Source organism: Aeromonas sp. ASNIH4 (genome assembly GCF_002934425.1).
In the GTDB taxonomy this organism is placed as follows: domain Bacteria; phylum Pseudomonadota; class Gammaproteobacteria; order Enterobacterales; family Aeromonadaceae; genus Aeromonas; species Aeromonas hydrophila.
Window position 1 is genome coordinate 487,272 of sequence record NZ_CP026217.1, and the last position, 21,326, is coordinate 508,597.

Sequence of the window (21,326 nt, forward strand, 5' to 3'; positions counted from 1 at the left end):
ACATGTCCAAGATCGTTAAAGTGATCGGTCGTGAAATCATCGACTCCCGTGGTAACCCGACCGTTGAGGCCGAAGTTCACCTGGAAGGTGGTTTTGTTGGTATGGCAGCCGCTCCGTCTGGCGCGTCCACCGGTTCCCGCGAAGCGCTGGAACTGCGTGACGGTGACAAGAGCCGTTTCCTGGGTAAAGGCGTGCTGAAAGCCCTCGAAGCCGTAAACGGCCCGATTGCTCAAGCTCTGCTGGGTAAAGATGCCAAGGACCAGGCCACTGTCGACCAGATCATGATCGACCTCGACGGTACCGAGAACAAATCCAAGTTCGGCGCCAACGCCATCCTGGCTGTTTCCCTGGCCAACGCCAAAGCTGCCGCTGCTGCCAAAGGCATGCCGCTGTACGCCCACATCGCCGAGCTGAACGGCACCCCGGGTGTCTACTCCATGCCGCTGCCGATGATGAACATCATCAACGGTGGTGAGCACGCCGACAACAACGTCGACATCCAGGAGTTCATGATCCAGCCGGTTGGCGCCAAGACCCTGAAAGAAGCTGTCCGCATGGGCGCCGAAGTGTTCCACAACCTGGCCAAAGTGCTGAAGTCCAAGGGCTACAACACTGCCGTTGGTGACGAAGGTGGTTTCGCTCCGAACCTGAAATCCAACGCCGAAGCGCTGGAAGTGATCGCCGAAGCCGTTGCCGCTGCCGGTTACAAACTGGGCACCGACATCACCCTGGCCATGGACTGCGCTGCTTCCGAGTTCTACGACGCAGAGAAGAAAGAGTACAACCTGAAAGGCGAAGGTCGTGTCTTCACCTCCAACGGTTTCTCCGACTTCCTGGCTGACCTGACCACCAAGTTCCCGATCGTCTCCATCGAAGATGGCCTGGACGAATCTGACTGGGACGGTTTCGCCTACCAGACTGCCGAGCTGGGCAAGAAAATCCAGATCGTGGGTGACGACCTGTTCGTAACCAACACCAAGATCCTGAAGCGCGGTATCGACAACGGCATCGCCAACTCCATCCTGATCAAGTTCAACCAGATCGGTTCCCTGACCGAAACCCTGGCTGCCATCAAGATGGCCAAAGACGCTGGCTACACTGCCGTCATCTCCCACCGCTCCGGTGAGACCGAAGACGCGACCATCGCCGACCTGGCCGTTGGTACCGCTGCTGGCCAGATCAAGACCGGTTCCATGAGCCGTTCTGACCGTGTTGCCAAGTACAACCAGCTGATCCGTATCGAAGAAGCGCTGGGTGCCAAGGCTCCGTTCCGTGGTCTGAAAGAAGTGAAGAACCAGGCTTAATTTTCGCCTGCTTCCACGCTTTGCAAAGCCCCGCCAATCGGCGGGGCTTTTTCGTTTCTGCTGCCGCCGCGGCGGGTTTCTGCATTTTTTATTCCGGCCCAACCCATCCGGGGCACAGGCTTTCTTTTGTCTTGCCTGCGAATATGGGAAACTAGGCCGCTTGAAGGAGACTCAGTGCATGCGGCTACTCACTCTTATCCTGCTTCTCCTGTTGGGGGGGCTTCAATATGACCTCTGGCTGGGGAAGAACGGCCTGTCTGACTATCATGAGCTGTCCGATGCCATTACCCGGCAGCAGCAGGACAATCTGGTACTCAAGGATCGCAACAACCTGATTTATCGCGAGATCGACGATCTGACCTCGGGCTTGGAAGCCATCGAGGAGTTGTCGCGCAACGATCTTGGCTACATCAAGCAGGGCGAGACCTTCTATCGGATCATCCCCAAGGACAAAGACAAGGGTTCCAGCTCCGGGGACGCAGCCTACGATGACTGATCGCCGCCCCGGGCTGACCGCCATCGTCCCGGCCGCGGGCATCGGCAGCCGAATGGGGGCCGAGTGCCCCAAACAGTATCTGCAGCTGGCGGGTCGAACTATTCTGGAACATACCCTGACCCGGCTGCTCTCCCACCCGGCCATCGCTCAGGTGATCGTGGCGCTGGCTCCCCATGACCGCTGGTTCGACACCCTGGCCGTGGCCGCCGATCCGAGGATCCTGCGAGTGGAAGGGGGCGCCGAGCGGGCCTTTTCCGTGCTCAATGCGTTGCATGTGGCCGCAGGGGAGTGGGTACTGGTGCACGACGCCGCCCGCCCTTGTCTGACCCACGGCGATCTCGATGCCCTGATTGTCACTGCCATGGCCTGTGATGGCGCCATCCTCGGCAGCCGGGTGCGCGACACCATGAAGCGCTCCGACGGGACGGGCAACATCCTCGCCACCGTCGATCGCGAGCAGCTCTGGCATGCCCTGACCCCCCAGATGTTTCCCACCCGTCCTCTGCTGCGGGCACTGGAAGAGGGGCTGGCGCTGGGGGCCACCATCACCGACGAGGCCTCCGCCATGGAGCGCGCCGGTTTCACGGTGCGGATGGTGGAAGGACGAGCCGACAATATCAAGGTGACCCGGCCGGAGGATCTCTCTCTGGCGGGGCTCTATTTGCAGCAACAGAACGCGCGCCAGCCGGCGCAACCCGATTCACCCACAGAGGAGCTGGCATGATCCGGATTGGACATGGTTTTGATGTACACAAGTTTGGTGGGGTTGGCCCCTGCATGCTGGGCGGGGTGGCGGTGCCGTATGAGCAGGGTCTGCTGGCTCACTCCGATGGTGACGTGGTGCTGCACGCGGTGAGCGATGCGCTGCTCGGTGCCATCGGGGCCGGCGATATCGGCCGTCACTTTCCCGATACCGCCGCCGAGTTCAAGGGGATCGACAGCCGCATCCTGCTGCGGGACGTGTTTGCCCGGGTGCAGCAGTCAGGCTATGCCATCGGCAACCTGGATGTGACCATCATTGCCCAGGCGCCCAAGATGGCGCCGCATATCGAAGCCATGTGCGCCGTGCTGGCCGCCGATCTGCAATGTGACTTGAACCGGGTGAACGTCAAGGCGACCACCACCGAACAGCTGGGATTCACGGGGCGCAAGGAAGGGATCGCCACCGAAGCCGTCGTCTTACTGGTGAAACAATAATGCTGGAACAACTTGCCTATCTGCACGGGGCGCCGACTGCCCGTGGCATCCTCAAGGCGCAAGCCGCCGATTTCGTGGTCAATGAAGATCTCGGGTTTGAACCCTGCGGCGAGGGGGAGCACATCTTCGTCCGGGTGCGTAAAACCGGGGAGAATACCGCCTGGGTGGCTGGCCTGCTGGCCGATGCGGCCGGGGTCAACCGCAATGCGGTGACCTGGGCCGGGCTGAAAGACCGCCACGCGGTGACCGAACAGTGGTTCGGCATTCATCTGCCGGGCAAGGCAGAACCTGATCTCTCCGTCATCGAGAGTGACAGTATCCAGATCCTGCAGGTGAAGCGCCACAACAAGAAGCTGCGGGTCGGCTATCTCAAGGGCAACCACTTCACCCTGCGCCTCACCGGACTGGAGCAGGCCGACGGTCTGGAATCCCGCCTGCAGGCCATCGCTGAGCAGGGGGTGCCCAACTATTACGGCGAGCAGCGTTTCGGCCGGGGCGGCAACAACCTGGAGGCGGCCAAGGCGATGTTCGCCGGCAAGCGGATCAAGGATCGCAACAAGCGCTCCCTCTATCTCTCCGCTGCCCGCAGCATGCTGTTCAATGCCATCGTCAGTGCCCGCATCGAACAGGGACTGGCCCATCAGCTGTTGGCCGGCGACTGTGTGATGCTCAAGGGCAGCCACTCCATCTTCAGCGAAGAGGGCGTGACCCCTGAGCTGGAGGCGCGTCTCGCCTCTGGCGACGTGCAGCTCACCGCGCCCCAGTGGGGCCGTGGCCGGTTGGCCAGCCAGGGTGCCGCCGCCGAGTTCGAGCAGAGCGTGCTGGCCCCCTATCACGATTGGTGTGACGGCCTGGAAAAAGCCGGGCTGGACCAGGACCGCCGCCCGCTGCTGCTCAAGCCGCAAGCGATGAGCTGGCAGCTGGAAGGGGCCGTGTTGACCCTGTCGTTCTTCCTGCCGGCCGGGGCGTTTGCCACCAGCGTGGTGCGCGAGTTAATGCAGGCCGAAGAGGCCGATCATGGTTTCAGGAATCAGTCCGATGAGAATTCTGGTCAGTAATGATGACGGTGTGCATGCGGAGGGCATAAGAGCCCTCAGCGAGGCGCTGGCTGCCTGTGGCGAGGTCATCGTGGTGGCACCGGATCGCAATCGCAGCGGGGCGAGTCATTCCCTGACGCTGGAAGTGCCTCTGCGGGTCACCCGCATCGCCGAAACCGGATATCATGCGGTGAAGGGAACGCCGACCGACTGCGTGCACTTGGCGGTCAACGAGCTGGTGCGTCCGGAGCCTGACATGGTAGTGGCCGGCATCAACCACGGCGCCAACCTGGGTGATGATGTCATCTACTCGGGCACGGTGGCGGCGGCAACCGAGGGACGCCACCTCGGCTTCCCCTCGCTGGCCATCTCGCTGGTAGGCAAGACCCATTTCGCCACGGCGGCCCACTACGCCGCTCAGCTGGTGAGGGGCATGATGGTACACCCGCTGCCCGCCGATCAGATCCTCAACGTCAATGTGCCGGACCTGCCCCTCGACCAGATCAAGGGGATCAGGGTGACGCGCCTTGGCAACCGCCACCGGGCGGAGTCGGTCATATGCAGCGAGGATCCCCGTGGCCAGCCCATCTACTGGATTGGCCCCCCCGGCAGCCAGCAAGATGCGGGCGAAGGCACGGATTTCGCCGCCATCGAGCAGGGCTACGTCTCGATCACCCCCCTGACCATCGATATGACTGCCTACAGCAGTCTGGCGGGGCTGGGGGCTTGGTTGGACCTGCAGGGATGAAGGTGTGATAGTACAGCGCCTGTTAAACCAGCTGATCGCGCAGGACATTCGCGATTTCCGCGTACTCGCGGCGATTGCCAAGGTGCCGCGCCAGCTGTTCGTGGATGAAGCCATGGCTCACAAGGCCTGGGACAATACGGCGTTGCCCATCGGCCACGGTCAGACCATCTCGCAACCCTACATGGTGGCGCGGATGACCGAGCTGCTGATCCAGAACGATCCGGCCCATGTGCTGGAGATCGGCACTGGCTCGGGTTATCAGACGGCGGTGCTGGCTCATCTGGTGGAGCACGTCTATACGGTGGAGCGGATCAAGTCGCTGCAGTTCCAGGCCCGGCGCCGGCTGCGTCAGCTCGATCTGCACAATGTCTCCGCCAAGCACGGCAATGGCTGGCTGGGCTGGCCCAACAAGGGACCGTTCGATGCCATTCTGGTCACGGCTGCCGCCAGCGAGGTGCCGACGGCCCTCACCGATCAGCTGGCCGATGGTGGCCGGCTGGTGTTGCCGGTGGGGGACAGCCAGCAGACCCTGCAGCTGATCGAGCGGTCGGGCTCCCAGCTGACCAGCCGGATCCTAGAGCCGGTCCGTTTCGTCCCCCTGATTGACGGAGATGTCGAGTGAAGTTGTTTTCCCGCCTCTATGTGCTGGTGATGCAGTGGGCACGCCACAAGTATGCCCCCTGGTATCTGGCGATCACCGCTTTCATTGAGTCGGTGTTCTGGCCCATTCCGGTGGACGTCATGCTGGCCCCCATGGCGCTGGCCAGACCACACAAGGCCTGGCACTACGCCGCGCTGGCGACCCTGTTCTCCGTGCTGGGAGCGCTGTTCGGCTATCTGCTCGGTTATGCCCTGTGGGAGCCGGTGGTCCAGCCGCTGGTGGTCTCGGTGGGTTATGAAGACAAGATTGCCCTGGCCCGGCAATGGTTCGAGCAGTGGGGCATCTGGGTGATTTTTATTGCCAGTTTCACGCCGATCCCCTACAAGGTGTTTACCGTGACGGCCGGCCTGTTGCAAATGGCACTGCTGCCCTTCATCGTGACCTCGCTGATCGGGCGTGGCATGCGCTTTTTCCTGGTGGCAGGCCTGATGCGCTGGGGGGGCGAGAAGATGGAGCGCAAGCTGATGCACTATGTGGATGTGCTGGGTTGGCTCTGTATTGGTTTGGCCGTTGTGGCCTATTTCTGGTTTAGTCGTTAAAGGATCCACTATGCGTTCGCGTGTTTGGCAAGGAAGCAGTGTCGTCGTGTTGTCATGGCTGCTGCTCGCTTGCTCTTCCAGTAAGACTGCTGCTCCGGTACAAGGATTGGGCAATGATGGTCTCGTCTCTACCATTCCGGCTCGCCAGATGGCGGCCCAGCCCGCCATTCAGGGCAACAGCTACACGGTGAAAAAAGGGGACACCCTCTACTCCATCGCCTTCAATTCGGGCAATGACGTGCCCTCGCTGGCCAGTCTCAACGGCATCAGCCCCCCCTACAACATCTATCCGGGTCAACAGATCCGGCTCGATGCTTCCGGCAGCACCATGGCTGTTGCGCGCAGTGCAGGTACCTATCAGGTCCGTCCAGGGGATACGCTGAGCAGCATTGGCCGCCAGTTTGGCATGTCGAATCAGACACTGGCACAAAGCAACAATCTGCAGGCACCCTTTGCCCTCCAGGTCGGGCAGGTGCTGAATGTGCAGTCCACCAGCAGCGGCAGTAGCCAGATGGTGGTGGCGACTCGCCCGGTGGTGACCCAGAGCTCCGGCCCCAAACCCCTGGCGCCAGCGACCTCAGGTACGACCACTCCATTTATCAAACAGAAAACGATTGCTCAGCCATCTTCAAAAGAATACGCTCAGGTAAAAGAACAAAAATCAGACAATTCCTACAGCAAGCTATCTTGGCACTGGCCTACCAAGGGCCGGATCGTCGAAGGTTTCTCTGTTGCAGAACAGGGTAACAAGGGCATAGATATCGCCGGTCAGAAGGGGCAACCCATCTACGCGGCGAGCGGCGGCAAGGTCGTCTATGCCGGTAGCGCACTGAGGGGTTATGGCAAGCTGATCATTCTCAAACATGATGATGACTACCTTTCTGCTTACGCCCACAACGACGAGTTGCGAGTGAAGGAAGGGGACAGTGTCAAAGGCGGATCAGTCATTGCCAACATGGGTAGCACGGACGCGCCGGATGTGCGATTGCACTTTGAAATCCGGTACAGAGGCAAGTCGATTAACCCGATGAGCCATTTGCCAAAGGGTTAGACCCAGAGAGTTAAGTCTTACTCTGGTGCCGGTCAGGGAGACACGCCATGAGCCAAGAACAACTGGTTATGCAGGATGCAGAGTTAGAGTTCGACGAAGAGCTGGAGACCCACGAAGAGGAAGAGGTTCAGGAAGTCGCGGCCGAGGCCGAAGAGACGATTTCCGATGAACTGATGGCGCCTGAACTGAACAAGGTGATGGACGCCACCCAGCTCTATCTCGGGGAGATTGGCTTCTCCCCGCTGCTCACCGCCGAAGAAGAAGTCTATTACGCCCGTCGTGCCTTGCGAGGTGACAAAGCCGCCCGCAAGCGCATGATCGAGTCCAATTTGCGACTGGTGGTCAAGATCGCCCGTCGCTACAACAACCGCGGCCTGGTGTTGCTCGATCTCATTGAAGAGGGCAACCTCGGCCTTATCCGCGCAGTCGAGAAATTCGATCCCGAGCGTGGGTTCCGCTTCTCTACCTATGCGACCTGGTGGATCCGTCAGACCATAGAGCGGGCCATCATGAATCAGACCCGTACCATCCGTCTGCCCATTCATGTGGTCAAGGAGCTGAACGTCTATCTGCGCACCGCCCGTGAACTCTCCCATCGGCTCGATCATGAACCGACGGCGGAAGATATCGCTTTCGCGCTGGATCGCTCGGTAGACGATGTGAATCGCATGCTCAAACTCAACGAGAAGATAACCTCGGTCGACACCCCCATCGGTGGCGATCGCGACAAGGCGCTGCTGGATGTGCTCTCCGACGAGCGCGGCATGGGCCCTGAGCTGGAGTCCCAGGATGACGACATGCGCGCCAGCATAGTGCACTGGCTGGAGGAGCTGAACCCCAAACAGCGCGAGGTACTGGCCCGTCGCTTCGGTCTGCTCGGCTATGAGCCGGCGACTCTGGAAGACGTGGGGGCCGAGATTGGACTGACCCGCGAGCGGGTTCGCCAGATCCAGGTAGAAGGGCTGCGCCGCTTGCGGGAGATCCTGCTGGGGCAGGGGCTCTCCATCGAGGCGCTGTTCCGTACCAACTAAGGGTTGCTAGTGAGTGGAGATGCTTACCAAGCAAAACAAAAAGGGGCCAAAGGCCCCTTTTTCATGTCTGCAGGATCCGCTGGATCAAACCGGATCCAGGGTATCCAGCGGCCAGCGCGGCACGGCCTTGACTGCCAGTGGCTCGAACACCCCGGCTTTCAGGCGCTGCATGCCGGCATAGGCGATCATGGCGCCATTATCGGTGCAATATTCGGTGCGCGGGTAGAACACTTCCCCCTTGAGGCTCTCCATCAGCTCGGCCAGCTGGGCGCGCAGGTGACGATTGGCGCTGACGCCGCCGGCCACCACCAGGCGATTGAGGCCGGTCTCCTTCAAGGCACGGCGACACTTGATGGCCAGGGTGTCGACTACCGCGTCTTCAAATGCTCGGGCGATATCGGCGCGGGTCTGTTCATCATCACCGTTGGCGGCGATGGTGTTGGCGGCAAAGGTCTTGAGGCCGGAGAAGCTCATGTCGAGCCCGGGGCGGTCGGTCATGGGACGCGGGAAGGTGAAGCGCCCGGTAGTGCCCTTCTCCGCCAGCCGGGAGAGCAGCGGGCCGCCTGGGTAATCCAGTCCCATCAGCTTGGCCGTCTTGTCGAAGGCTTCGCCTGCAGCATCATCGATCGACTCGCCCAGCAGCTGATAGCTGCCGATACCATCGACCCGTACCAGCATGGAGTGGCCGCCGGAGACCAGCAGCGCCACGAAGGGAAACTCGGGGGCTCGCTCTTCCAGCATGGGTGCCAGCAGGTGGCCTTCCATGTGGTGTACGGCAATGGCCGGTTTGTTCCAGGCCATCGCCAGCGAGCGGCCTATGGTGGCCCCCACCAGAATGGCGCCAACCAGGCCCGGACCTGCGGTGTAGGCGATGCCGTCGATGTCGTCCTTGCCCAGTCCCGCCTCTCGCAACGCGGCCTGGATCAAGGGGATCGTCTTGCGGACGTGATCCCGGCTGGCCAGCTCGGGAACGACGCCGCCGTAGTCCGCATGCAGCTTGACCTGGCTATACAACTGGTGGGAAAGGATCCCTTTTTGATCGTCGAAGATCGCGATCCCGGTTTCGTCACAGGATGTCTCTATGCCCAATACACGCATTGCTAAAAAATTTCACTGCTAAAATGAGACGGCTATGGTAACCTTCGCGGGTTTTTTAAACCAGAGCGATCTCTGCGGGTTTACTTTCATTCCCTGTCCAGAGTATAATTTCGCACCATTTTAAGACATGCTGATCGATTGAAGGTCAGCTAACAATTTATCACTGAGGTGAAAGGCACATGCCAGTAATCAAAGTCCGTGAAAATGAGCCGTTTGACGTTGCTCTGCGTCGCTTCAAGCGTTCTTGCGAAAAAGCCGGTATCCTGTCCGAAGTTCGTAGCCGTGAGTTCTACGAGAAGCCGACTACCATTCGCAAGCGTGCCAAAGCGTCTGCTGTTAAGCGTCACGCCAAGAAGCTGTCCCGCGAAAACGCACGTCGTATCCGCCTGTACTAATCAAGGGTTCATGCCGTGTCGCTGAAGGATCAACTCAAGGATCAACAAAAACTCGCCATGCTTGCCAAAGACAAGGCTCGCTTGGGAGCGATCCGTTTGTTGATGGCTGAAATCAAGCAACGTGAAGTTGATACCCGTGTCGAGCTCAATGATCAGGATATCCTCGCTGTGGTCACCAAAATGGTCAAACAGCGTCGTGATTCCATCAGTCAATTTGAAGCTGCCGGTCGCCAGGATCTTGCCGACAAAGAGTCCGCAGAGATCGTTGTGTTGCAGGAGTTCCTGCCGCAACAGCTGACTGCAGCCGAAATTGCCGCACTGATTGAGCAAGCCATCGCTGAAAGTGGTGCTGCCGTCATGGCTGACATGGGCAAAGTCATGGCTGTCTTGAAGCCGAAAATTCAGGGGCGTGCCGATGTCGGCGCCGTCAGTGCTCAGGTGAAAACCCGCTTGGCGTAACAGGCAACTCTCTTGTTTGGTCAAAGAAGCCGTGCTTCCCTGGGAATGCGCGGCTTTTTTATTTTCTATGCAATGAAACAGGACGGTTATGGCAGGCAGGATCCCACAATCCTTCATCGATGATCTGCTCGTACGCACCGATATAGTCGAGTTGATCGACTCGCGGGTGCGGCTGAAGAAAGCCGGTAAGAACTACCAGGCTTGCTGCCCTTTTCATAACGAAAAAAGCCCCTCTTTTACTGTCAGTCAGGAGAAGCAGTTCTATCACTGCTTCGGCTGTGGCGCTCACGGCAATGCCATCGGCTTTGTCATGGAGTATGACGGGCTCGAATTTCCCGATGCCATTGAGGAACTTGCCAGCCTGCATGGCATGCAGGTTCCCCGTGAGCAGACAGCAGGTGGGGCCAGCAGCAGCCAACCTGCGGTCAGCAAGGATCTGTTCGAGCTGATGAACCAGATTGCCCGTTTCTACGAGAGCAATCTCAAGAACGCGCCGCAGGCGGTGGAATACCTGAAGGGGCGCGGTCTGACCGGTGAAGTGGTCAAGCGATTCAACATTGGGTATGCCCCTGCCGATTGGGATCAGGTGCGTCGGCGCTTTGGCGCCAGCCGGGAGCACGAGCAGTTACTCATCTCGGGCGGCATGCTGATCACTCGTGACAGCGGGCCCGGCAGCTATGATCGCTTTCGCGATCGCATCATGTTCCCGATCCGTGACAAGCGTGGCCGGGTCATCGGTTTCGGTGGCCGGGTGCTGGGGGAGGGGACGCCCAAGTATCTGAACTCGCCGGAAACACCCATCTTCCACAAGGGGCGAGAGTTGTTCGGCCTTTACGAGGTCAAGCAGGCACACAAGGATCCGCGCCGGATCCTGGTGGTGGAAGGCTATATGGATGTGGTGGCGCTCGGCCAGTACGACATCGATTATGCGGTGGCGGCGCTGGGCACCGCGACCACCAGCGACCATATCCATACCCTGTTTCGTACCACGGCCGAGGTCGTCTGCTGCTACGACGGCGACAATGCCGGTCGGGAAGCGGCTTGGCGGGCGCTGGACAATGCACTTTCCCATCTGCAGGACGGCCGTGAACTCAAGTTCGTGTTTTTGCCGGATGGGGAGGATCCTGACTCGCTGGTGCGCCAGATAGGCAAGGAGGGATTTGAAGCTCTGCTCGACCAGGCCCAGCCGTTCGCCGACTTCATGTTTGAGCGCCTCGGGCGCGATGCGGCTCTTTCCGGTGAAGCGGGCAAGTTCGAAGTGGCCAACAAGGCCGCCGAGCTGATCCGGCGAGTCCCGGAAGGTTTCACGCGTGAGGGGTTGATCACCCGCCTCTCCAGCATGATGCGTTGGGGGGAGAACAAGCAGCGAATCGCCGAACTGTTTGCCCGCAACAGTCAGCCGAAGGCCGAGGTCAATAAACCCAAGGCGGCCAAGCTGACGCCGCTGCGCCGGGCATTGGCACTGATGGTGCAGTATCCGGCGATCACGGCCGAGCTGCCGGCCATGCCTGAACTGGCTGGACTGCGCCTGCAGGGCATCAGGTTCTTGCTGCAGTTGCATCAACAGATCCTGACTCAGCCCGGGGTCACGACGGGCATCCTGCTGGAGCACTGGCGTGGCACCAAAGAGGGAGAGATCCTGGCGCAACTGGCGATGCATGATCTGTTTGAAGAGGTAAAACTCGACCAGGAGCCGGATATTCTGGGAGAATTGCAGGATACTTTCGTCGGTTTCATCAACCTGTTCCTGAAGCAGCGCATCGAGGAATTGCAGGCCAAGGTGGCGCAGGAAGGGCTAAGCTCTGAGGAAACTCAAGAGCTGATGATGCTGATCAGAGAGGTGCAAATTGAGAAAAGAAATGAGAGTGGGGCTTGATATTTGAGTGATTAACCCCAATATGAATACCGTTGCCCGAATCGACGGGATTAAAAGCAAACATTTTATAACCGCCTGGCCCCGACAATACTGCGGGCAGGGGTTTCTCATGACCGACGCCGCAACCAGACATAGCATGTCTGGCGGTTTTCTATTACAATTGGCTATTTGCGCAGCAGCGCACTGTACGCGCAACCTAGCAACACCAACCGGATGAGTTCTATGGAGCAAACCCCGCAGTCTCAGCTTAAACTCCTCGTTGCCAAAGGTAAAGAACAGGGCTACCTGACCTATGCCGAGGTGAACGATCACCTCCCGCAAGACATTGTCGACTCTGACCAGATCGAAGACATCATCCAGATGATCAACGACATGGGCATTCAAGTGGTGGAAAACGCCCCGGATGCCGATGACCTTATCATGGCTGAAGGTGGTACCGCCGATGAGGACGCTGCCGAAGCAGCGGCCCAGGCACTGGCATCTGTTGAATCCGAGATTGGTCGTACGACCGATCCCGTCCGCATGTACATGCGGGAAATGGGTACCGTCGAACTGTTGACTCGCGAAGGCGAAATCGACATCGCCAAGCGCATCGAAGACGGTATCAACCAGGTACAAAGCTCCGTCGCCGAGTACCCGGAAGCGATTACCTATCTGCTTGAGCAGTACGACAAATACGAAGCGGAACAGCTGCGTCTGTCCGACATCATTTCCGGCTTCATCGATCCCAACGAGACCGATGACGTCGCCCCGACCGCTACTCACATCGGCTCCGAGCTCAGCGAAGAAGATCTGGCTGACGAAGATGAAGACGAAGATGAAGACGAAGACGGTGATGGTGATGACTCCGATGATGATGGCGACGGTGGTCCGGATCCGGAAGTCGCTCGCGAGAAGTTCGGTGATCTGCGCGCCCAGTACGAAGTAACTCGTCTCTCCATTCAGCAGAATGGTCGTGCGCACGAAGATACTCAGGCTGCGATTGCCCAGCTGGCCGATGTATTCCGTCAATTCCGCCTGATGCCCAAGCAGTTCGATCGCCTGGTCAACAACATGCGCGAGATGATGGAGCGGGTCCGCGTGCAGGAACGCATCATCATGAAACTCTGCGTTGAGCAGGCCAAGATGCCGAAGAAGACCTTCGTCGCGGCCTTCACCAACAACGAGTGCGAAACTGCCTGGTTCGAATACCAGAAGCAGGCCGGCAAGGCCTGGTCACCGCGTCTGGTCGAGATGGACGAAGATGTGCTGCGCGCCATCGGCAAGCTGCAGCAGATCGAGGAAGAGACCGGTCTGTCCATCGCCCAGATCAAGGACATCAACCGTCGCATGAGCATCGGTGAGGCCAAGGCCCGCCGCGCCAAGAAAGAGATGGTCGAGGCCAACCTGCGTCTGGTTATTTCCATCGCCAAGAAGTACACCAACCGTGGTCTGCAGTTCCTGGATCTGATCCAGGAGGGCAACATCGGTCTGATGAAGGCGGTAGACAAGTTTGAATACCGTCGTGGCTACAAGTTCTCGACCTATGCGACTTGGTGGATCCGTCAGGCTATTACCCGCTCCATCGCGGATCAGGCCCGTACCATCCGTATCCCGGTACACATGATCGAGACCATCAATAAGCTCAACCGTATCTCCCGTCAGATGCTGCAGGAGATGGGTCGTGAACCGAACCCGGAAGAGCTGGCCATGCGCATGGGCATGCCGGAAGACAAGATCCGCAAGGTATTGAAGATCGCCAAAGAGCCCATCTCCATGGAGACGCCCATCGGTGATGATGAAGATTCCCACTTGGGCGACTTCATCGAAGATACCACCCTGGCTCTGCCAGCGGATGCGGCCACCAGCGAGAGCCTGCGCAACGCCACCCGCGAAGTGCTGGCCGGCCTGACCGCCCGCGAGGCCAAGGTACTGCGCATGCGCTTCGGTATCGACATGAACACTGACCACACCCTCGAGGAAGTGGGCAAGCAGTTCGACGTTACCCGTGAGCGTATTCGTCAGATCGAAGCCAAGGCGCTGCGCAAGCTGCGCCACCCGAGCCGCTCCGAAGTACTGCGCAGCTTCCTGGACGAGTAATCCTGGGCGGGTCCAACCCGTAACTGCTGTCAAAAAGCCCCGCCATGCGGGGCTTTGTTTTATCCGTGGTGACGGGGGCATGAAGATGAGTCACGGAACCGCTTGAATATGGATGAAATCTCGCCAAGTGGTTGATATGCCTATGGACGGGGTATCCGCCATCCCCTATAATCCACGCCGCAAACCAGTATCAATGGCCCCTTAGCTCAGTTGGTCAGAGCAGTCGACTCATAATCGATTGGTCGTGGGTTCAAGTCCCCCAGGGGCCACCATTTTCAGACAACGCCGCTCTCTTGAGCGGCTTTGTCGTTTCTGGCGTTCACCGGCGCCGGCCCCTGGGCTTCGACATGCGGCTCACAACGCAATACAAATAGCCAGAACCGGACAAGGTTTCGCACCGTGAAGCATCGTAGAGCCTCGCTGTGGCGGCTTTCTGCAAGAGTAAGGGATAGCCTGATCCTCTCGCCTGAGCCTGTCGGGCAGGCTGGTCATGTGATCATGCTGTTCGGCTTGCGTGCGATGCGCTGTGACCTTGAGCGCGCCTTTTTTCGGCGTTGAGGGGGGGCATGGTTTGAAATGAGCCTGGACATGGCGCCAGAGCATCAGCCTGCTGAGCGGCCGGCTGGACGCAGTGGCATGACGCCATAAAAAAAGGTTCTTCGCGCAAGCGTGGGGAAAGGTAAGTTGACAGACAGGGATCGGGTAAACTGGTAGTCGCCAAACAAACCGGTTCCTTCACCCTGCTGTCACTATGCATGATATTAATTTTGCCTCGTTCTGGCCAGGCTACGACGTTTCTGTCCATAGCCGCTGTGCCACACAAATTACTTTCGCTCTTGAACCTCGTTCTAACCACCTGCCTCTTTGTGGCAAGTGTCATCAGCCCTGCCCATTGGTCCACGATCGTCGCACCCGCCTAGTCCGTGACCGCGATCTGTTTGAACTGCGGGTTCGCCTGCAAGTCCCCATCCGTCGCGTTGACTGCCTGCACTGCGGCCGGGTGTCTGAACATATCGCGTGGTTGCCTCCCAGTTCACGCATCACACAACGATTGCAGAGCTGGGTTGAGGCCTTGCTTGAGTTGATGCCCATCAGTCATGTCAACCTGCTCACCGGACTGCATTGGCATACCATCAAGACCATCGACATACGCCGACTCCAAGCCAGTGTTGGCACCTTTGAACCTGGCGCTGTGCGACGGCTGGTGATGGACGAGTTCGCCCTGCATAAAGGCCATCGTTATGCCACTGTGATCATGGATGCTGAACGGACTCGTGTGTTGTGGGTGGGCCACGGTAATAGCCGGGAGGCCATTCGCCCCTTTTTCAAGCTGTTGGGCGAACAATGCCAACAGATTGAAGCCGTTGCCATGGACATGAACTCCGCCTTCGATCTGGAGGTGAAAGAGCACTGTCCGCAAGCCGAGGTGGTTTATGACTTGTTCCATGTCGTGGCGGGCTACGGTCGGAAGGTGATAGACCGTATCCGGGTGGATCAGGCCAACGCATTGCAGCATGACAAGCCAGCTCGCAAGGTGGTCAAGCAAGCGCGTTGGCTGCTGCTGCGCAATCGGGAGAACCTCAAGGAAGGGCAAGAGGTGCAATTGCAGGAACTACTGGCCGCCAATCAGCCCTTGGCCACAGCCTATGTACTCAAGGATGCCTTGAAGGAAATTTGGTACGCCCCCGACATCCGGGAAGGCTGGCGACGGTGGAGGGGCTGGACGCGGCACGCCAGGGAAAGTGGTCTGGCACCCTTGAAGGATTTTGCCAGAAACCTCCGGCGTTACATCCGAGGCATCTTAGCGAGCGCCCTCTTTCCAATGCACACCAGCCAGTTGGAGGGGGTGAATAATCGAATCAAGGTGATAAAACGCATGGCCTATGGGTTTCGGGACTCAGAATACTTTTTCCTGAAAATCAAGGCCGCCTTCCCCGGAAAGACGCGATGAACCTAAAAAAAGGCCTCCCACCGATGGTGGGAAGCCTGGTTCAGTGCTTCAGGGTCTGGTGACCGAGCGTATTGAGCCTTACTGGGCGTTCAGACTATAGGCCAGCGTCTGGTCGTTGAAGCGCACCACATAGACACCGGCTACAGCCGTGGTGATGTCGGCGCCGGCCAGCTCGGCCACACCGTCCTTGTTGGTGTCGCCGTAGTTCTGGGTCCAGTCGCCCTTGACGTCGAACTTGAAGCGCTGAGCGCCGTTGCCATCGCCGCTACCGGTGAAGGTGATGCTGGCCTGCCAGAGGTGATCGCCTACCAGCGACATGGGGGTGGCCCCCCAGTTGTTGGTGGTGCCGCGAATGTTCAGGCTGGCGAAGTTCTTCGCGTAGCCGACGCTGACCGGGGTCAGGCTGTATTGCAGGGTCTGATCGTTGAAGCGCACCCGATACTGGCCGGTGACCGAGGTCAGGATGTCACTGCCGGCCAGTTCGGCCACTCCATCCTTGTTGGTGTCACCATAGTTCTTGCTCCAGTCCCCCTTGACGTCGAACTTGAAGCGCTGGTTTGCCTGACCATCGAAGGTGACCAGAGCCTCCCACTGATTGTCGGCGACCAGCGTCATGGCAAGGGATCCCCAGGCATTGGGAGTGCCGCGGAAATTCAGGGTGGGCAGCACGCTGGCGTAGGTGCCGTTGTCGTCGGTGACGGTCACGGTAGCGCTGGCACTGGCAGTCAACCCTTCTGCATCGGTCACGGTGACCGTCACGGTATGGGTGCCCGGGGTATCGAACCGGACCGTCTCGGTGGCGGCGGTGCCACCGCTGGACCAGCTGTAGCTCACCACGCCCCCGTCGTCGCGGGAGGCGGAGGCATCGAACACCACGCTCTCACCCGCCTTGACGCTGAGGGTCTTGGGAGAGAGGGCGGCCACCGGCGCCTGGTTGCTGGTGAGGGGGGTGACCGTGTAACGCAGATCGCTTTCGTTCAGGGTGATGCGGTAGCTGCCCGCACCGCTGACCAAGATATCCTTGCTGCTGCCTTTGTCGGCGATGCCATCCCCTTCGTTGTCGCCGTAGTTTTCGGCCCAGTTGCCGAAGACGTCGAACTTGAAGCGCTGGGCGCCGGTGGCGTCACCGTTGCCGGTCAGGGTGAGGGTGGCTGACCAGACACGGTTGGCATCGACGGTCATGGGGGTATTGCCCCAGGCGTTGTGGGTACCGCGCAGGTTCATGCTGCTGAACTTGGTGCCCGGCAGGGCGGAACCACCGCAGGGGCTGGCCTTGGTACAACCGGCGATGATGGCGGCCGCCTTCATGCCGGGCACGTTCAGGCTGGCCTTGCCACTGCCGTCGACGGTGACATAGCCGCTGCTGCAGTAGTCATTGCCGCCCAAGAGGTTGCAGTACTCGCCGGCCGGCAGCGCGGTCTGCAGCGAGGCCACCAGGCTGCCGCTCTCGTTGTTGATGGCGATGAAGCCCTTGTCACCGCGGCCGAAGGCGATCTGGTTGTTGCCGTTGTCCCACCAGTTGCTGACCGGCTGGCCTTCGGTCCGGTTGTGGAACAGGGCCATGTTCATGATGGTCGGCCGGCGCTGTTCGCAGTTCCACTGGCTGTCCGTGCAAGGTGTGCTGCCCGGTGCCCCCTTGTCGGTTTCATAGGTGCTCATGTTTTCGAAGCGATAGCCCGACATCACCTGCTTCCAGCCATAGGGCCAGGCCATCATGAAGGTGTTGGCCAGATCGTAGCGAGCGCCGCTCATGAAGGTGAGCATGCCGCCACCGCCGTGGCCGCGTTCGCGGTCGTGGTTGACCACGAAGACGAAGGCCTTAGCGGAGGGGAGCAGGCCCCAGCTTTCGCCCAGGGTCTTGAGGTTCTTGATCTGGCCGTTGAAGTTGGCGGCGAGATCGGTGCCGTATTTGAAGTCGGTGACGGTATCGATGTAGGTGTAGCGACCCGGCTGGATGTCGGCGGACTCCCCGCCTGCGCCGATCACCTCCAGGTAGGCCTTGGGGCTGCCCGCCTTGTCGAGGATGGCCTTCACGTCGGTCGGGGCCATGTGTTTGGCCGCATCGATGCGAAAGCCCGCCACGCCCCAGCCGAGCAAGGTTTTCATGTAGGTGGCGATCTGATCCTGCACGTAGGGAGAGCCGGTATTGAGGTCCGGCATGCCGTAGAGGGCGCCGTTCCAGACGTTGTTGCTGTCGCCGTAGTTGGTGATGTCGCCGCTGTGGTGGAAGTCGTTGTAGCCGAACTGGGGATACTGGTACTGCCCTGCGTTGTAGCTGCCGCCACCGGTGGCGGTGCCTGAACCCGATGCCAGCTGGTTGAAGACGGCGTCGGCATAGACCTTGACCCCGGCTGCGTTGCAGCGGGCGATCATGCTTCTGAGTTCCGCCTCGCTACCACCGAAGCTGTTGAAATTCTGGAAGCTGACGGGTTGATAGACGGTCCACCAGACCTGGCTGCCCTGCTTGTGCTCGGCCGGTGGGGTGATCTGGACGCCCCCGAACCCCTTGGGCCCGAGCACGGTTTCGCACTCGTTGGCGATATCGTTGAACTTCCATTGGAACAGGTGAACCATGACCCCTTCGGCGGTGGCAGTGTGGCTGAAAGAGCCGAGTGCCGCCGTCAGCAGGGCGGTTCGAAGCAGTGTGCTGTGCATGACGATTTTCCCTTCGATCTTGTTATTGACATATCACTGTCGTGTAGTCGAACGGACAACGAACAACCTCGTTCAGCTCAGTAGCATTCATGAAATCGCAGTGGTTGAAAATCGAACAGCCTGAATTAATTAAGAAATGTGAATGAAAATGCTTTCATGACCCCTAGCGATGCAAGCGGCGAAAGAGAGGGCAAGAGCCGGGGACCCGGCGGGTAGTGTGGGATCAGGGGAGTGGCAGAGCAATGAACAGGGGCCCAGCAGGGCCCCATGAGTATTCAGGCGTCAGATTCCTGCGGCAAGGCCCGGGCCTTGCCGCGGCGCCTTGGCAACATGCGCTTCACCAGATTGCTGCGCTGGCGCCAGGAGGTGAACAGGATGGCCAGCAGGTGCAGCGCTATCATGCCCTGCAGGGCCCAGGTACACCAGACGTGCCAGTCGTCCGCCCCCAGTTCGAACCCCATCTCGGTATTCTGGAACCAGCCGGTGCCGGCGGTGGCCAGGATCAGCAGCCAGAGTGTCCAGACCGCCAGCTTGCCGCTGCCGTGGTGACCGGGAGCCGGTGGCGTGCGCTCGCGCAGCTCCACCGCTTGCTGGCGAAAATCTTCCCGGCTTGGGATGAGGGCTCGCAACCGGGCATGGCCCTTGGCAAACGAGAGCCCCCACGCCAGGCGCAGGCTGATCAGGGCGATGGCTAGGTAACCCAGCCGTTCATGCCACTCCTCGCCCGCCTCGTTGAGCCAGAGGTTGCCGATACAGATGGCCGCCACACCCCAGTGGGTGAGGCGGACCAGACTATCCCAGTGGAAGGGATCAGCCTTTTTGCTTGGCATATTTGTGGTACTCCTTCTTCAGGTCGTTGACCTTGGCCAGGTGCTCGCGCGCCTTGGCTTCGTCACCTGCCTTGAGGGCTGCCAGGCTGGCATCCAGTTCGGTCTGCACTTCGTTCATGCCTTCCAGAAACTTCTCTTTCTTGGCGGCCGGCATGTTCTTCTGCTTGGCGATGTCGAACTGCGCCTTCATCTCGTTGATGTATTTTTCCATGGTGGCGGCATCGTCGGCCTTGACCGCCTGTTTGTAGTTGAAGCCGATCTTCTTCATCGGCTGTTCCAGCTCACCGGCCATGGCGGGCAGGGTCATCAGGCCAAACATCAGGGGCAGCAACAGGGGGCGAACAGTTTTCAACATGGGATTTCCTTATTTAAACGACATGCTTATCGATCTTGTGTGGCTTCTTATGAACCCTTATTTGGATTCATCACAGGCATGATGCCATGACAGTGCGTGAACTGTTTGTGAATATTGCTGTTTTTTGTCACAAAGGGTAACAGGGAAGAGGGAGATGTAAGGAAGTTGCTGAGTCAAGCGAACCAGGCCATTCGAGCCATCTGCCGGGCTGCGTGACCGCGAGATACGCCGGATAAAGAGAGGGCCCTTGCGGGCCCTGTTGATTACTGCTGCTGTTCACGCTCGATGGCGCGCCAGCCGATGTCGTGGCGGTAGAAGACGCCGTCCCACTTGATGCGACCTGCCAGCTGATAGGCCCGCTTTTGCGCCTCGGCCACGCTGTGACCGAGGGCAGTGGCGCACAGCACACGGCCACCGGCAGTCACCACGGTATCGCCTTCCAGCTGCGAGCCGGCGTGGAATACCTTCTCGCCGCTCGCCTCTTCCACCGGCAGGCCGCTGATGGGCTTGCCCTGCTGGTAGTCACCGGGGTAACCGCCGGCCGCCAGCACCACGCCGATGGCGACACGGGGGTCATAGATGGCTTCGACCTGATCCAGCTTGCCGGCGCAGGCCGCCAGGCAGAGCTCCACCAGATCGGAGCGCATGCGTAGCATGATGGGCTGGGTTTCGGGATCGCCGAAGCGGCAGTTGAACTCGATCACCTTGGGGTTGCCCTGGCCGTCGATCATCAGACCGGCGTAGAGGAAACCGGTGTAGACGTTGCCCTCGGCCGCCATGCCGCGCACGGTCGGCATGATCACCTGCTCCATCACCTTGCGGTGCACATCGGCCGTGACCACGGGGGCGGGGGAGTAGGCGCCCATGCCGCCGGTGTTGAGGCCGGTATCGCCATCACCGACTCGCTTGTGATCCTGGCTGGTAGCCATCGGCAGCACATGCTCGCCGTCCACCATGACGATGAAGCTTGCCTCTTCCCCGTCCAGAAACTCCTCGATCACCACCCGGGCCCCGGCGTCGCCAAAGGCGTTGCCGGAGAGCATGTCGCGTACCGCTTCTTCGGCCTCGCTCAGGGTCATGGCAACGATGACCCCCTTGCCGGCGGCCAGGCCATCAGCCTTGATGACGATGGGAGCGCCTTTCTCGCGCAAGTAGGCCAGCGCCGGCTCCACCTCGGTGAAGTTCTGGTACTCGGCAGTCGGGATGGCGTGGCGGGCCAGAAAATCCTTGGCAAACGCCTTGGAGCCTTCCAGCTGGGCAGCGGCGGCGGTCGGGCCGAAGATGGCCAGCCCCTCGGCGCGGAACGCATCGACCACCCCTTTCACCAGCGGCGCTTCCGGCCCGACGATGGTCAGACCGATGCGCTGCTCCTTGGCAAACGCCAGTAGGGCCGGGATGTCGGTGGCCGAGATGGCCACGTTCTCGATGCTCCCTTCATGGGCGGTGCCGGCATTGCCGGGGGCGACGAAGACCCGGGTCACCAGGGGGGATTGCTTGGCCTTCCAGGCCAGGGCGTGTTCACGGCCGCCGTTGCCAATGATCAGTACTTTCATCGTATCGCTCG

General features: G+C 59.9%; 20 protein-coding genes and 1 tRNA gene. 16 read left to right on the forward strand and 5 right to left on the reverse strand.

Features of this window, described 5'->3' with window-relative positions; genetic code table 11:
- Positions 1-2: 2 nt before the first annotated feature.
- From eno to rpoS, 10 genes are all read left to right on the forward strand, one after another.
- Positions 3-1,304, forward strand: a complete 1,302-nt coding sequence (gene eno, locus C2U40_RS02285; protein WP_011704769.1) for a phosphopyruvate hydratase — start codon at positions 3-5, stop codon at positions 1,302-1,304.
- Positions 1,305-1,482: 178 nt separating this feature from the next.
- Positions 1,483-1,800, forward strand: coding sequence for a cell division protein FtsB (gene ftsB, locus C2U40_RS02290; RefSeq protein ID WP_011704770.1), 318 nt, complete (start codon positions 1,483-1,485; stop codon positions 1,798-1,800).
- Complete coding sequence (ispD, locus tag C2U40_RS02295; RefSeq protein ID WP_103827915.1) at positions 1,793-2,524, forward strand: 2-C-methyl-D-erythritol 4-phosphate cytidylyltransferase; 732 nt, start codon at positions 1,793-1,795, stop codon at positions 2,522-2,524. Before ftsB ends, ispD begins: the two co-directional genes overlap by 8 nt.
- Positions 2,521-2,997, forward strand: a complete 477-nt coding sequence (ispF, locus tag C2U40_RS02300) for a 2-C-methyl-D-erythritol 2,4-cyclodiphosphate synthase (RefSeq protein ID WP_016349536.1) — start codon at positions 2,521-2,523, stop codon at positions 2,995-2,997. Before ispD ends, ispF begins: the two co-directional genes overlap by 4 nt.
- Positions 2,997-4,055, forward strand: a complete 1,059-nt coding sequence (truD, locus tag C2U40_RS02305) for a tRNA pseudouridine(13) synthase TruD (RefSeq protein ID WP_103827916.1) — start codon at positions 2,997-2,999, stop codon at positions 4,053-4,055. The genes ispF and truD overlap by 1 nt, the downstream gene beginning before the upstream one ends.
- Entirely contained in the window at positions 4,036-4,782 is a 747-nt protein-coding gene (gene surE / locus C2U40_RS02310; protein WP_029305164.1) for a 5'/3'-nucleotidase SurE, read from the forward strand. The genes truD and surE overlap by 20 nt, the downstream gene beginning before the upstream one ends.
- Positions 4,783-4,786: 4 nt before the next feature.
- Positions 4,787-5,404 carry a protein-L-isoaspartate(D-aspartate) O-methyltransferase gene (locus C2U40_RS02315; RefSeq protein WP_011704775.1) on the forward strand — a complete coding sequence of 206 codons (618 nt, stop codon included), beginning with the start codon at positions 4,787-4,789 and terminating at the stop codon, positions 5,402-5,404.
- Positions 5,401-5,982, forward strand: a complete 582-nt coding sequence (locus tag C2U40_RS02320) for a YqaA family protein (protein WP_016349540.1) — start codon at positions 5,401-5,403, stop codon at positions 5,980-5,982. The genes C2U40_RS02315 and C2U40_RS02320 overlap by 4 nt, the downstream gene beginning before the upstream one ends.
- Before the next feature lie 10 nt (positions 5,983-5,992).
- Complete coding sequence (locus C2U40_RS02325; RefSeq protein ID WP_103827917.1) at positions 5,993-7,033, forward strand: peptidoglycan DD-metalloendopeptidase family protein; 1,041 nt, start codon at positions 5,993-5,995, stop codon at positions 7,031-7,033.
- A 47-nt stretch (positions 7,034-7,080) separates the two neighbouring features.
- Entirely contained in the window at positions 7,081-8,064 is a 984-nt protein-coding gene (gene rpoS, locus C2U40_RS02330) for an RNA polymerase sigma factor RpoS (RefSeq protein WP_011704778.1), read from the forward strand.
- Between the two features lie 84 nt (positions 8,065-8,148).
- On the opposite strand, the gene tsaD is transcribed toward rpoS, so the two are convergent.
- Positions 8,149-9,162 carry a tRNA (adenosine(37)-N6)-threonylcarbamoyltransferase complex transferase subunit TsaD gene (tsaD, locus tag C2U40_RS02335; RefSeq protein ID WP_024946180.1) on the reverse strand — a complete coding sequence of 338 codons (1,014 nt, stop codon included), beginning with the start codon at positions 9,160-9,162 and terminating at the stop codon, positions 8,149-8,151.
- 179 nt (positions 9,163-9,341) lie between these two features.
- On the opposite strand from tsaD, the gene rpsU reads away from it, so the two are divergent.
- The 6 genes from rpsU (at position 9,342) to C2U40_RS02365 (ending at position 15,922) form a co-directional block, all read left to right on the forward strand.
- Positions 9,342-9,557, forward strand: coding sequence for a 30S ribosomal protein S21 (rpsU, locus tag C2U40_RS02340; protein ID WP_005309452.1), 216 nt, complete (start codon positions 9,342-9,344; stop codon positions 9,555-9,557).
- Positions 9,558-9,572: 15 nt separating this feature from the next.
- Positions 9,573-10,016, forward strand: a complete 444-nt coding sequence (locus C2U40_RS02345) for a GatB/YqeY domain-containing protein (RefSeq protein WP_016349543.1) — start codon at positions 9,573-9,575, stop codon at positions 10,014-10,016.
- Positions 10,017-10,104: 88 nt separating this feature from the next.
- The gene (gene dnaG, locus C2U40_RS02350) at positions 10,105-11,892 is read left to right on the forward strand and encodes a DNA primase (protein ID WP_024946181.1); all 1,788 of its coding nucleotides are present in this window, start codon (positions 10,105-10,107) and stop codon (positions 11,890-11,892) included.
- A 222-nt stretch (positions 11,893-12,114) separates the two neighbouring features.
- On the forward strand, positions 12,115-13,971 hold the full coding sequence (rpoD, locus tag C2U40_RS02355) for an RNA polymerase sigma factor RpoD (RefSeq protein WP_011704782.1): 1,857 nt from the start codon (positions 12,115-12,117) through the stop codon (positions 13,969-13,971).
- Between the two features lie 195 nt (positions 13,972-14,166).
- Positions 14,167-14,243 (forward strand) — tRNA-Ile (locus C2U40_RS02360).
- 479 nt (positions 14,244-14,722) lie between these two features.
- Positions 14,723-15,922 carry an ISL3 family transposase gene (locus C2U40_RS02365; protein WP_158656423.1) on the forward strand — a complete coding sequence of 400 codons (1,200 nt, stop codon included), beginning with the start codon at positions 14,723-14,725 and terminating at the stop codon, positions 15,920-15,922.
- Positions 15,923-16,000: 78 nt separating this feature from the next.
- On the opposite strand, the gene C2U40_RS02370 is transcribed toward C2U40_RS02365, so the two are convergent.
- From C2U40_RS02370 to purD, 4 genes are all read right to left on the reverse strand, one after another.
- Complete coding sequence (locus C2U40_RS02370) at positions 16,001-18,577, reverse strand: alpha amylase C-terminal domain-containing protein (RefSeq protein ID WP_103829263.1); 2,577 nt, start codon at positions 18,575-18,577, stop codon at positions 16,001-16,003.
- A gap of 275 nt (positions 18,578-18,852) precedes the next feature.
- Complete coding sequence (locus C2U40_RS02375; RefSeq protein ID WP_103829262.1) at positions 18,853-19,407, reverse strand: cytochrome b/b6 domain-containing protein; 555 nt, start codon at positions 19,405-19,407, stop codon at positions 18,853-18,855.
- A complete protein-coding gene (locus C2U40_RS02380) occupies positions 19,388-19,762 on the reverse strand; it encodes a cytochrome b562 (protein ID WP_011704785.1) in 375 nt (124 codons plus the stop codon). The genes C2U40_RS02375 and C2U40_RS02380 overlap by 20 nt, the downstream gene beginning before the upstream one ends.
- Positions 19,763-20,025: 263 nt before the next feature.
- A complete protein-coding gene (purD, locus tag C2U40_RS02385) occupies positions 20,026-21,315 on the reverse strand; it encodes a phosphoribosylamine--glycine ligase (RefSeq protein ID WP_011704786.1) in 1,290 nt (429 codons plus the stop codon).
- Positions 21,316-21,326 lie beyond the last annotated feature (11 nt).